Consider the following 11,233-nt stretch of genomic DNA (forward strand, 5'->3'; position numbering starts at 1 on the left):
CGCCAGTTCGCCAGTTCGCCAGTTCGCCAGTTCGCCAGTTCGCCAGTTCGCCAGTTCGCCAGTTCGCCAGTTCGCCAATTGATCAGCCGATCAGCCGATGCCGGTCGGTCTCCGCGCTACCCGACGACGAGCACGCCGTTCATCGTCTCGTGCCCGGAGCCGCAGAAGATGTCGCACAGGAACTGAACCGTTCCCGCGTCGCCCGCCTGCGCGGCGACGCGCACGACCGCGCCCGGCGGCACGTCCGCACGCACGCCGTACTGCGGGATCGAAAAGCCCATCACGGTGTCCTGCGCGGTCAGTTCGAACACGACCGATTCGTGCGGCGCAAGCGCGATCCGGTCCGGCGTGAACACGAAACGCCGCGCGTGAACCTTGATCACGCGCGGCTCGGCGGCGCGCACGCGCGACATGTCGACGCCCGCGAGCGCGGCAAGCGCCGCACCGCCCGCGATGAGCAGCCAGCGGCGGCGCGATGCGGACGCCGCCGTCGCCGGCGTCCGGCCGCGAAGCGCATGCGGATCGAAAAAAAAATGGCGCATCGCTCGCTCCTCAGACGGCTGGTTGCGGTTGCTTCGCGCCGACGGGCATCTCGGTCAGCGCAAGCGCGCGCGTCGCGTCGCCGACGCGCACCTCGCGCCAGCCGAGCCCGTGATACGGCGCGGCGGCGTCCCACGGCACCGGCAGGCGCTTGTCCTGCGAGCCGGGCGCGGGCAGCGGGAACATCAGCGAGCGCGCCGCGTGATGCGCGATATGGCCCGTCATCGCGTGATGTTCCTGGTGGATGTGCCCGTAGAACACGGTGACGTTCGGATAGGGCATCAGCACGTCGACGACCTTCGCGCCGTCGCGCGTCGCCCAGTCCCACTGCGGCGCGAGATCGAAGAGCGGCCGGTGTGTGAACACGACGATGCGCGCGTCCTTCGGCTGCCGCGCGAGATCCTGCGCGAGCCAGTCGATCTGCGCATCGCCGACGCGGCCGGCCGGATCCGACACGTTGTCGACGACGACGAAATGCACGCCCTTGTGATCGAACGCGTAGTGCGTGTCGCCGAAGATCTCGCGGTACGCGGCGCCCGCGTCGAGACTCGCGTCGTGCTCGCCCGGCATCAGGTGGAGCGGCTTCACCTTCAATTGCGCGACGATCGACTGGAACTGCCGCATCCGCTCGCGGCGCTCGGCGGGATCGTCGGTCGTGTGCGTGAGGTCGCCCGTGAACATCACGAAGTCGGGCGCGACGGGCAGCGCGTTGACCGCTTCGATTGCCTTCGGCAGCGTGCCGTGCGCGTCGGGGTTGATCGCGGGGCCGGTGAAGCCCCAGTGCGCGTCGGAGAGCTGGGCGAAGAAGAAATCGGCGCCGCCGTCGGCGGCGAGGCTCCAGCCGGGCAGCGCGGACGCGAACGCGACGCCGCCTCCACATGCGGCGAGGCGCAGGAAATCGCGGCGCTTCAGGGACGGGGTCGGGTTCGGCATGGCGGCTCCTTCGCAAGTGACGGTACGTACCTGTCATACCGTCGCCGCGCGGCGAGTATTCCCGGTTTATTTTTCGTCTCCGCGCGCGGGCGGCGGGAATAAACTGGATCGATGGGCGGTAGGGATGCTTGACCGCGTGCGTGCCGTTTCCGGCGGCGTCGTGCGCCGGACGCGAGCGGCCGGCGGCCGCGCATCCAGGGGAGGCGACGTGGGTCAATTCGGCCGGATGGTCGACGAACGTGACGCGGGCGACATGGACGATACGGGCGACGTGGCGGCGCGCGGCGAGCGCTTCCGGGCGCTCGCGCTGCCGCATCTGGACGCCGCGTACAACCTCGCGCGCTGGCTGTGCGGCAACGCGAGCGACGCGGATGACGTCGTGCAGGAGGCGTGCATGCGTGCGTTCCGCTTTCTCGATTCGTGCCGCGGCGACAATGCGCGGCCGTGGCTGCTGACGATCGTGCGCCACACCTGGTACACCGAATGGCGGCGGCGGGCGAACGCGCGCGAAGTCGCGTCGGCCGACGCGCTCGACGCCGCGGATTCGCCGGACGACTGGCATCCGGCGGCCGAGGATCCGCTCGCGCTCCTGATGCGCAGCGAAGATGTCCACCGCGTGAACGACGCGCTCGCGAAGCTGCCGCCCGAGTATCGCGAGGTGCTCGTGCTGCGCGAAATGGAGGATTTGAGTTACCGCGAGATCGCGGCGGTTACCGATGTGCCCGTTGGCACGGTGATGTCGCGGCTCGCGCGGGCGCGCAGGCGTCTCGCCGCGTTGCTCGGCGACGCGCACGACGTGCCGGCGCCGCGCGCTGGCCGCGCGCAGGCGCAGGCGCAGGCGAGCGCGCGCGCGGCGGCTGGCGAAGGGGGCGCGCCGCTGTCCGGAACCGCATCGGAGGCCATTGATGGACTGTAACGAAACGCGCGCGCTGCTCGACGCGGACGTCGACCGCGAACTCTCCGCGCCCGACGCGTTGCGGGTCGAGCGGCACGTCGACGGCTGCGACGCGTGCCGCCTCGAGCGCGACCGGCTCGTCGCGCTCGGTCGGGCGGTGAGGCAGGCGGAATACCATCGCGCGTCGGACGCGCTGCGCGCCCGCATCGTCGCGGGATTGCCGGTTCCGGACGCGCCGCTTCCGGACGTCAGGGCTCCTGATGGCGGCCCGCCCGCCGCGCGAACATGGCGCTGGTTCAGCCGGCCTGGCCCCCGCGGCGCGCCCGCCGGCCCGGCAGTCCGCTGGCCGCGTCCGCGCGCCGCCGCGCTGCCCGGCCTCGGCTGGGGCGTCGCATTGGCGATCGCGCTTGCCGCGGCGGCCGGCCTCACGGTCGGCACGCGCCGCGCGGCGACCGAGCGCATCGTCGACGAAATCGTCGCGAGCCACGTGCGGGCCGGCCTGTCGTCGCGGGACATCGACGTGATCTCGACCGACCGGCACACGGTCAAGCCATGGTTCAACGGGCGCCTCGACTACGCGCCGCCCGTCGTCGACCTGAGCGCAAGCGGCTTCACGCTCGCGGGCGGCCGGCTTGATTACATCGGGCAGCGTCGCGTCGCGGTACTCGTGTACCGCTACCGGCAGCACGTGATCGACGTCTACGTGCGGCCGTGGCCGTCGGGCGAGGGCGGGGCGGCGCCTTACGCGACCGTGTCGCAGGGTTACGCGCTCGACCGCTGGGACGCGGCGGGCATGACGTGGTGGGCGGTGACCGATGCGGAGCCGTCCGCGCTCGCGGCGTTCAGGACGGCGCTGACCGCGCGCGTCGCGGCGCCGCGAACCGAATGACGGCGCCGCGCGCGATGCGACCCCGTCAAGATCCAGCTCGATCGCGCGACGAACGCCGCGCCGGCCCGGCGATGCCAAGCGGCCGCCTGCCCAAGTCGTTGAAAACACGGCCGAATCGCGCGGCGAATCATCGATGAATCTTGCACGCGACCCATATCCGGGTTAGAATATTCGGCTTCTCACTTGTCACACCGGTTCCGACGCCCGGGTGGCTTCAATCCACAAGGAGTGTGTATGCGTCATTACGAAATCGTCTTCATCGTGCACCCCGATCAAAGCGAGCAAGTGCCCGCGATGATCGAGCGCTACAAGTCCACGATCACGTCGCATGGTGGCCAGATCCACCGCGTCGAAGACTGGGGTCGCCGCCAACTGGCCTACATGATCGAGAAACTCGCGAAGGCTCACTACGTCTGCATGAACATCGAGTGCGACCAGGCGACGCTCGACGAACTCGAACACGCGTTCAAGTTCAACGACGCCGTGCTGCGTCACCTCATCGTCAAGATGAAGAAGGCCGAAACCGGTCCGTCGCCGATGATGAAGGAAGTTCAGCGCGAAGAAGCCAAGAAGGCGGCTGCCGCTCAGCCGACCGAAGCGCAGGCTTAACGCAACAAGCCACCAGGAAAGGAGCGCGTCGCTTTCGTGAACAGGCTGCAATTGACGGCGAGCGTCGTCGAGCGTGAACCGGTGCGGTACACCCCCGCCGGCGTTCCGATCGCAAGCGCCACGTTGCAGCATCGCACGGAAGTCGTCGAAGCAGGCATCGCCCGGCAGGTCGAATTGACGATCCCGGCCGTGGCGGCAGGCGAGGCGAGCGGCAAGCTGGAAGGCTGCGAGATGGGCGTCGAGACGCTCTTCACAGGTTTCCTGGCGAAAAAGAGCCGTAACGCGAGAACCTTGGTGTTTCACATCACAGCATTGCAGGACATTGGAAAGGACTGAACATGGCCCGCCCCACTGGTAAGAAATTCGACAAGCGTCGTCAGCAACAAAACCCGCTCTTCAAGCGCAAGAAGTTCTGCCGCTTCACGGCAGCCGGCGTCGAGCAGATCGACTACAAGGACACGGAAACGCTGAAGGACTTCATCGGCGAGAACGGCAAGATCACGCCGGCGCGTCTGACGGGCACGAAGGCCCACTATCAGCGCCAGCTGGATACGGCGATCAAGCGCGCGCGTTTCCTCGCGCTGCTGCCGTACACGGATCAGCACAAGGCGTAATCAGGCGACGCAATAAGGAGAATTCGAATGCAAATCATTCTGTTGGAAAAAGTCGCCAATCTGGGCAACCTCGGCGATATCGTCAAGGTCAAGGACGGTTACGCTCGCAACTTCCTGATCCCGAACCGCAAGGCACGCCGCGCGACGAAGGACGCGATCGCTGAATTCGAAGTCCGCCGCGCGGAACTCGAAAAGGTCGCCGGCGAGAAGCTGGCCGCCGCGCAAGCGGTCGGCGAGAAGCTGAGCGGCCAGTCGTTCGAAATCACGCAGAAGTCGGGCGTCGACGGCCGTCTGTTCGGCTCGGTCACGAACGGCGACGTCGCGGAACTGCTGAAGAAGGCGGGCTACGAAGTCGAGAAGGCGCAAGTGCGCATGCCGGAAGGCCCGCTGAAGATGATCGGCGAGCATGGCGTGCAAGTTGCGCTGCACACCGACGTCGTCGTCGACGTGACGGTCAACGTGATCGGCGATCACGCGTAAGCGACATGCAGTCTCTACGGGCGGCGCACGCCGCCCGACATGAAGGGCAGGGGCCCGGGCAACCGGTTCCTGCCTTTTTTCGTTTCTCGGCGTTCCCGACGCCCGCTGGCGAAGCCGCGCCCATTTCGCGATAATCCGAAGCCATGAACGCGCCGAAAGATCCCCAAATCGAATCGCTGAAAGTCCCGCCTCACTCGATCGAGGCCGAGCAGTCGGTGCTGGGCGGCCTGCTGCTCGACAACGGCGCCTGGGACCGGATCGCCGACTTCCTGTCGCAAGGCGACTTCTACCGGTACGACCACCGCATCATCTTCGAGCACATCGGCCGTCTGATCGCGTCGACGCGCCCGGCCGACGTCGTGACTGTCTACGAGGCGCTGACGACGTCCGGCAAGGCGGAAGACGTCGGCGGGCTCGCGTACCTGAACGCGCTCGCGCAGAACACGCCGAGCGCCGCGAACATTCGCCGTTATGCGGAAATCGTCCGCGATCGCGCGGTGCTGCGCCGGCTCGTGTCGGTCGCCGACGAAATTTCGGCCGACGCGTTCAATCCGCAGGGCAAGGAAGTCCGCCAACTGCTCGACGAGGCCGAGTCGAAGGTGTTCTCGATCGCCGAGGACGGCGCGCGCGGCACGCAGGGCTTCCTCGAGATCGGGCCGCTCCTCACGCAGGTCGTCGAGCGGATCGACACGCTTTATCACACGGCGAATCCGAGCGACGTGACGGGCACGCCGACGGGCTTCGTCGATCTCGACCGGATGACGTCCGGCATGCACGGCGGCGAGCTGATCATCGTCGCCGGCCGGCCGTCGATGGGTAAGACGGCGTTATCGATGAACATCGGCGAATACGTCGCTGTCGAGTACGGGCTGCCCGTCGCGGTGTTCTCGATGGAAATGCCGGGCACGCAGCTCGTGATGCGGATGCTCGGCTCGGTCGGCCGGCTCGACCAGCATCGGATGCGAACCGGGCGCCTCACCGACGAGGATTGGCCGAAGCTCACGCATGCGGTGCAGAAAATGAGCGAGGCGCAACTCTTCATCGACGAGACGGGCGGCCTGAATCCGATGGAACTGCGCTCGCGCGCGCGGCGCCTCGCGCGCCAGTGCGGCAAGCTCGGGCTCATCATCGTCGACTACCTGCAGCTGATGACGGGCTCGTCGCAGGGCGAGAACCGCGCGACCGAAATCTCGGAAATTTCGCGATCGCTGAAGAGCCTCGCGAAGGAGCTCGATGTGCCGGTAATCGCGCTATCGCAGCTCAATCGCGGGCTCGAGCAGCGGCCGAACAAGCGGCCGGTGATGTCGGACTTGCGGGAATCGGGCGCAATCGAACAGGACGCGGACGTGATCCTGTTCATTTACCGCGACGAAGTGTACAACCCGGACAGCCCCGACAAGGGCACGGCCGAGGTCATCATCGGCAAGCAGCGTAACGGCCCGATCGGTCCCGTTCGACTCACGTTCCTGGGTCAATACACGAAGTTCGACAATTTTGCAGGGGCGCAAAACTTCTACGGCGAGTAGCGCCGGATGTAAACCCCAATTTCGCAAAACGTTGTATCTCGTCGCCGTCGTCGCAATCGGGCGCTTGGCGGGCAACGGTAAAACAGTACAATGTCGCCGGTTTTTGTGACAGCCGTTTGACCATCTTTCAGGAATCCCATGTTCGGTCGATTCATGCCCACCGAGGGCAAGTTCTTCGAAATCTTCAACGCGCACGCGAATTACATCGTCTCCGGCGGACGCGAGCTCGAACTTCTGATCGACAATCTCGCGGACGCCGAGATTCACAAGCAGAATGTGCAATCGGCCGAGAAGGCCGCAGACAAGTTGACGCACGAAGCGATCGACCTGCTGCACAAGACGTTCATCACGCCGCTCGACCGCGACGAAATCCATAAGCTGATCACGACGATGGACGACATCCTCGACCTGATGGAGGACGTCGCGACCGCCGTGTCGCTGTACGACGTGCAGTCGGTGACGTCCGAGGCGAGCCAGCTCGCGCACATCGTCACGCAGTCGGCGCAGCACGTGCAGGCGGCCGTCGCGCTGCTGTCGGACATGAAGCAGTCGAGCCAGATCCTGAAGGCGTGCGAGGAGATCGATCGCTGGGAATCGGAGGCTGACCGCGTGCTGCGCGCGGCGATGTCGAAGCTCTTCCGAGAGGAAGACGACGTCAAGACGCTCATCAAACTGAAGGCGATCTACGAGCTGCTCGAGCAGATCACCGACAAGTGCGAGGATGTCGCGAACATCATCGAAGGCATCGTGCTGGAAAACGCCTGAGCGGATCACGATGCATTCGATACAACTCGCCTTGTGGGCCGTCGCGGCGCTCGTGCTCGTCGCGCTCGTGTTCGATTTCATGAACGGCTTCCACGACGCCGCGAACTCGATCGCGACCGTCGTGTCGACCGGGGTGCTGAAGCCCCAGCAGGCCGTCGTGTTCGCGGCGGCATTCAACGTCATCGCGTATTTCATCTTCCACCTGAAGGTCGCGCAGACCGTCGGCAAAGGCACGATCGACGCGAGCATCGTCGATCACTACGTCGTGTTCGGCGCGCTGTTCGGCGCGATCGGCTGGAACATCATTACGTGGTACTACGGGATTCCGTCGAGCTCGTCGCATGCGCTGATCGGCGGGCTCGTCGGCGCCGCGGTGTCGAAGTCGGGCTGGGGATCGCTCAACATCGACGGGCTGATGAAGACCGTCGCGTTCATCTTCATCTCGCCGCTCCTCGGCTTCATTCTTGGGTCGCTGTTCATGCTCGGCGTGTCGTGGCTGTACTTCAGGACCGCGCCAAGCAAGGTCGACCGGCGCTTCAGGCGGCTGCAGCTATTGTCCGCGAGCCTCTATAGCCTCGGCCACGGCGGCAACGACGCGCAGAAGACGATCGGCATCATCTGGATGCTGCTGATCGCGTCGGGCTACGCGTCCGCGACGTCCGACGCGCCGCCCGTGTGGGTGATCGGCGCGTGCTACCTGTCGATGGGGCTCGGCACGCTGTTCGGCGGCTGGCGGATCGTCCGCACGATGGGCCAGAAGATCACCAAGCTGAAGCCGGTCGGCGGCTTCTGCGCGGAGACGGGCGGCGCGCTCACGCTGTTCGTCGCGTCTTGGATGGGCATTCCGGTATCGACCACACATACGATCACGGGTGCGATCGTCGGCGTCGGCGCGACGCGCAAGCTGTCGGCCGTGCGCTGGGGCGTCGCGGGCAACATCGTGTGGGCGTGGGTGCTGACGATTCCCGCGTCGGCGCTGATCGCGGCGGCCGGCTGGTGGATCGGCCACCGGGTGTTCTGACGGCCTGATCCGGCCGACCGCGCGGCTCGACGCCGCGCGTTGCCGAAAACGACGATGCGCCGCATGCCGAAAGGCTGCGGCGCATCGTCTTTGATAGGCGCGCGTGGCGCGGGCGAGGCGATCGTCGCCGTTACGACAGCGCGTCGAGCAGCCCGTACCACGCGACGCCCGCGCTGATGTACAGACGCTGCAGCGCATGCAGCGGAATGGGCCTGACCGGCGTCGCGGCGAGCGGCAGCGCGCGTACGGCGCCGCTCATCGCGGCGGCGAGATGCCGGCCGAGCGTCGTCGCGAGCGCGATGCCGCGGCCGTTGTAGCCGAGCGCGATCGTGAGCCCCGGCGCTGGACGGTGGACGTGCGGAAGGAAGTCGCGCGTGATCGCGATCCGACCGGCCCAGCGGTATTCGTGGCGGACGTTCTCCAGCTGCGGAAACATCAGCTTCACCGAGCGCTCGAGATGCGCCCAGTCCGCCGCGCCGCGCGGCTCGCGAAACGGCCCGCAGCCGCCCATCAGCAGGCGTCCCGATGCGTCCTTCCGAAAGTAGAGCAACAGCCGCCGCGAGTCGGACGCGACTTCGCCGTCCGGCAGGATCGTGCGCGCAAGCGCATCGGACAATGACGCTGCCGGAGGTCGCCGAGGCGACGTCGATCACGAAGAGCTCTGCGCAGCGGATGATCTACACGCTCGAGCGGCTCGGCTACGTGAGGAAGCATCCGCGCACGCGCCGCTATCAGCTGACGCCGCGCGTGATGCAGATCGGCTTCAACTATCTGGCGGCCGATACGCTGATCGACGTAGCGAACCCGTTCCTGTCGGAGCTCACGAACGTGACGGGCGAGACGACGAATCTGACCGAGCCGGACGGCGTCGACATGGTGTACGTCGCGCGCTTCGTCTGCACGAAATTCGTGCCGATCCACATGCCGATCGGCAGCCGCATTCCGATGTACTGCACGGCGTCGGGCCGCGCTTATCTGAGCGCGCTGCCCGACGGCGACGCGCATGCGCTGCTCGAGGCGAGCGAGCGCGTCGCGCACACGCAATACACGGTCACCGACATCGGTGCGATCGAGGCGCTGCTCGGCGGCGCGCGGCGCAACGGCTACGCGTCGAATCGCGAGGAACTGTTCATCGGCGACATGACGATCGCGGCGCCCGTGCTCGACGGCGAGCGGCGGCCGGTCGCGTCGGTGCACGTCGTCGCGCCGTCGAGCCGCTGGACGCTCGCCGACGCCGAGCAGCGGCTCGCGCCCGCGGTGATCGACTGCGCGCGGGGAATTTCGAATTCGATTCGGACGCTGGCGTAGCCTGAGCGAAGCGCGCGGGGCACGCGCCTGGGTTTTGTGCGGCGTTTTGCGTCGCTGTTTTGGCGTTCAGGCGTTCGACCGTTCGAGGGAACGGGAATGGAAGGGCGAAGGGACCGAGGAACGGCCGCAGCGGTTATCGACCGATCGGGAAGAGCCGATATGGAGTGCGGAATGCCGCGCATTGCTTGGCGGCCGGCGCATATCTGCGCGCCGTTCGACATCGAGAGGAAGACGGAGCGCTCGTCTGCGGCCGGAACGACGGCGGCCGAACGCTGCCGGACCGCTCGCCGACCGCGAGACCCGGTCCGGCCGTTCAGTAGCTGCCGTTCGCGAAGCGAGCAATCGGGTCGTCGCTCGTGCTAGTAGGGGCGGTGCTTGCGGAGCCGGGCGCAGTCGACGCGCGCAGGATCTGCACGCTGCCTGGCGCGGCGAGCTGTGCCTGGCGGGCTGCAGCGCGCGCGGTGGGCGGCGGCGGCTCGAACGCGTCCGCTGCGGCGTTGATCGGATCGACCGACGCGGGCGACGCCGCGCCCGCGGCCTGCGCCTGCGCCTGCCGCTGCGCGGCGGACATCGCGGACGGCGGCGGCTCGTACGGGTCGGCGGACGCCGTCGCGACGGGCGCTGCGCGCATGGGCAATGCGGTCGACGTGACGGCGGGCGCGGGCGTAGCCGCGTCCGGTGCCGACGAATTCGCCGCATAAGCCGGCGCTGCGCCAGACGTGGCGTTACGCACCGAAGACTGCGCGTTCGCATTCGCCGCATAAGCGGACGGCGTGGTCGGCGTGGTCGCGCGAGCGACCGGTTGCGCGGCGGCATTCGCCGCGTAGATCGATTGAGCCGATTGAGCTGCCGGCGCCGCCACCACGGCTGTACGCGGCGAGGCGTCCGGCTGCCGGCTTGCCTGGTAGGTCGGCGCATCGAACGGCGTCGGCTTCGCCTTCGGCGCGGCGACGCGCCGGATGCCGTCGAAGCGCTTCGCCCAATACGGATTCGTCAGGTAGTCGAGCCGCACGGTGCCGCCCGTCGACGGCGCGTTCACGAAGCGCAGCTTGCCGACGTAGATGCCGACGTGCGAATGCGGCCGGCCCGACGTGTTGAAGAAGATCAGGTCGCCGGGCGCGATGCCGTCGGGATCGATCGATTCGCCGATCGAGCTCATGTCGGCCGTTGTGCGGGGCAGATTGACGCTTGCCGCGCGGTCGACGACGTAGCGCACGAGGCCGCTGCAGTCGAAGCCGCTGTCGGGCGTGTTGCCGCCCCAGCGGTACGGGACGCCGACTAGGCTCATCGCCTGGATCGAGATTTCCTCGCGACCGACGCTGTGGTCGACGAAGTTCGGGAAGCCGCGCGGCGGCGCGTATGCGCGCGGCGTGGTGATCGCCATGCCGGACGACGAGCGCGCCGACTTCTGCGGCGCGGTCGAACAGGCCGCGAGCAGTGAGATCACGAGAACGGACAGCGAAAGACGCAGCATGAGAGGCGGGCGAACGCGCTGCGCTCGCCAATCGTATGACGACGGTTAATCGCGATAGTAGTGCGTCCGACGGGGCTTTCGCAAGAATTCTTGAGAAATTACTGTCGCGAGCAAATGAATTGTCCGGGTCTGTAGCACGTAATCTGTCCGGTTTTTGGGTGCGGCATGAAGCCAGCCGT

13 protein-coding genes and 2 pseudogenes are annotated in these 11,233 nt (G+C 67.1%); 11 read left to right on the plus strand and 4 right to left on the minus strand.

The window, feature by feature from the left end:
• Nucleotides 1–116: 116 nt before the first annotated feature.
• Nucleotides 117–542 carry a cupredoxin domain-containing protein gene (locus WS69_RS01850; protein WP_059469136.1) on the minus strand — a complete coding sequence of 142 codons (426 nt, stop codon included), beginning with the start codon at nt 540–542 and terminating at the stop codon, nt 117–119.
• A 10-nt stretch (nt 543–552) separates the two neighbouring features.
• Complete coding sequence (locus tag WS69_RS01855) at nt 553–1,473, minus strand: metallophosphoesterase family protein (RefSeq protein ID WP_059469137.1); 921 nt, start codon at nt 1,471–1,473, stop codon at nt 553–555.
• Nucleotides 1,474–1,681: 208 nt separating this feature from the next.
• Between WS69_RS01855 and WS69_RS01860 the strand changes: the two genes are divergently transcribed.
• The 10 genes from WS69_RS01860 (at nt 1,682) to WS69_RS01900 (ending at nt 8,272) form a co-directional block, all read left to right on the plus strand.
• Complete coding sequence (locus tag WS69_RS01860) at nt 1,682–2,389, plus strand: RNA polymerase sigma factor (RefSeq protein WP_059469143.1); 708 nt, start codon at nt 1,682–1,684, stop codon at nt 2,387–2,389.
• Nucleotides 2,379–3,257, plus strand: coding sequence for an anti-sigma factor family protein (locus tag WS69_RS01865; protein WP_059469138.1), 879 nt, complete (start codon nt 2,379–2,381; stop codon nt 3,255–3,257). Before WS69_RS01860 ends, WS69_RS01865 begins: the two co-directional genes overlap by 11 nt.
• Before the next feature lie 234 nt (nt 3,258–3,491).
• The gene (gene rpsF / locus WS69_RS01870; protein ID WP_006026202.1) at nt 3,492–3,866 is read left to right on the plus strand and encodes a 30S ribosomal protein S6; all 375 of its coding nucleotides are present in this window, start codon (nt 3,492–3,494) and stop codon (nt 3,864–3,866) included.
• Between the two features lie 36 nt (nt 3,867–3,902).
• Entirely contained in the window at nt 3,903–4,202 is a 300-nt protein-coding gene (priB, locus tag WS69_RS01875; protein WP_010103106.1) for a primosomal replication protein N, read from the plus strand.
• Nucleotides 4,203–4,204: 2 nt separating this feature from the next.
• On the plus strand, nt 4,205–4,480 hold the full coding sequence (rpsR, locus tag WS69_RS01880) for a 30S ribosomal protein S18 (RefSeq protein WP_004193360.1): 276 nt from the start codon (nt 4,205–4,207) through the stop codon (nt 4,478–4,480).
• 27 nt (nt 4,481–4,507) lie between these two features.
• The gene (rplI, locus tag WS69_RS01885; RefSeq protein ID WP_059469139.1) at nt 4,508–4,960 is read left to right on the plus strand and encodes a 50S ribosomal protein L9; all 453 of its coding nucleotides are present in this window, start codon (nt 4,508–4,510) and stop codon (nt 4,958–4,960) included.
• A gap of 5 nt (nt 4,961–4,965) precedes the next feature.
• A complete protein-coding gene (locus tag WS69_RS34440) occupies nt 4,966–5,094 on the plus strand; it encodes a DNA helicase (protein ID WP_082715882.1) in 129 nt (42 codons plus the stop codon).
• A gap of 9 nt (nt 5,095–5,103) precedes the next feature.
• On the plus strand, nt 5,104–6,486 hold the full coding sequence (locus tag WS69_RS01890) for a replicative DNA helicase (protein ID WP_059469140.1): 1,383 nt from the start codon (nt 5,104–5,106) through the stop codon (nt 6,484–6,486).
• 138 nt (nt 6,487–6,624) lie between these two features.
• Nucleotides 6,625–7,251 (plus strand): DUF47 domain-containing protein, encoded by a 627-nt coding sequence (locus WS69_RS01895; RefSeq protein ID WP_010103114.1) that lies wholly within the window; start codon nt 6,625–6,627, stop codon nt 7,249–7,251.
• Nucleotides 7,252–7,261: 10 nt separating this feature from the next.
• The gene (locus tag WS69_RS01900; RefSeq protein ID WP_059469141.1) at nt 7,262–8,272 is read left to right on the plus strand and encodes an inorganic phosphate transporter; all 1,011 of its coding nucleotides are present in this window, start codon (nt 7,262–7,264) and stop codon (nt 8,270–8,272) included.
• A gap of 130 nt (nt 8,273–8,402) precedes the next feature.
• On the opposite strand, the pseudogene WS69_RS01905 reads toward WS69_RS01900, so the two are convergent.
• Nucleotides 8,403–8,873, minus strand: a pseudogene (locus WS69_RS01905) (NAD(P)/FAD-dependent oxidoreductase); the annotation flags it as partial.
• 8 nt (nt 8,874–8,881) lie between these two features.
• Here WS69_RS01905 and WS69_RS01910 point away from each other — a divergent pair.
• A pseudogene (locus WS69_RS01910) lies at nt 8,882–9,580 on the plus strand (IclR family transcriptional regulator); the annotation flags it as partial.
• Between the two features lie 313 nt (nt 9,581–9,893).
• Here WS69_RS01910 and WS69_RS01915 read toward each other — a convergent pair.
• Nucleotides 9,894–11,054, minus strand: coding sequence for an NlpC/P60 family protein (locus WS69_RS01915; protein WP_059469142.1), 1,161 nt, complete (start codon nt 11,052–11,054; stop codon nt 9,894–9,896).
• Between the last annotated feature and the right edge of the window lie 179 nt (nt 11,055–11,233).

It is taken from the genome of Burkholderia sp. BDU5, assembly GCF_001522845.1.
Classification (GTDB): Bacteria; Pseudomonadota; Gammaproteobacteria; order Burkholderiales; family Burkholderiaceae; genus Burkholderia; species Burkholderia mayonis.

Coding starts and splice junctions, on each gene's coding strand:
- WS69_RS01850 (WP_059469136.1), bottom strand. CDS start 542: ATGCGCCATTTTTTTTTCGATCCGCATGCGCTTCGCGGCCGGACGCCG.
- WS69_RS01855 (WP_059469137.1), bottom strand. CDS start 1,473: ATGCCGAACCCGACCCCGTCCCTGAAGCGCCGCGATTTCCTGCGCCTC.
- WS69_RS01865 (WP_059469138.1), top strand. CDS start 2,379: ATGGACTGTAACGAAACGCGCGCGCTGCTCGACGCGGACGTCGACCGC.
- rpsF (WP_006026202.1), top strand. CDS start 3,492: ATGCGTCATTACGAAATCGTCTTCATCGTGCACCCCGATCAAAGCGAG.
- rpsR (WP_004193360.1), top strand. CDS start 4,205: ATGGCCCGCCCCACTGGTAAGAAATTCGACAAGCGTCGTCAGCAACAA.
- rplI (WP_059469139.1), top strand. CDS start 4,508: ATGCAAATCATTCTGTTGGAAAAAGTCGCCAATCTGGGCAACCTCGGC.
- WS69_RS34440 (WP_082715882.1), top strand. CDS start 4,966: ATGCAGTCTCTACGGGCGGCGCACGCCGCCCGACATGAAGGGCAGGGG.
- WS69_RS01890 (WP_059469140.1), top strand. CDS start 5,104: ATGAACGCGCCGAAAGATCCCCAAATCGAATCGCTGAAAGTCCCGCCT.
- WS69_RS01895 (WP_010103114.1), top strand. CDS start 6,625: ATGTTCGGTCGATTCATGCCCACCGAGGGCAAGTTCTTCGAAATCTTC.
- WS69_RS01900 (WP_059469141.1), top strand. CDS start 7,262: ATGCATTCGATACAACTCGCCTTGTGGGCCGTCGCGGCGCTCGTGCTC.
- WS69_RS01915 (WP_059469142.1), bottom strand. CDS start 11,054: ATGCTGCGTCTTTCGCTGTCCGTTCTCGTGATCTCACTGCTCGCGGCC.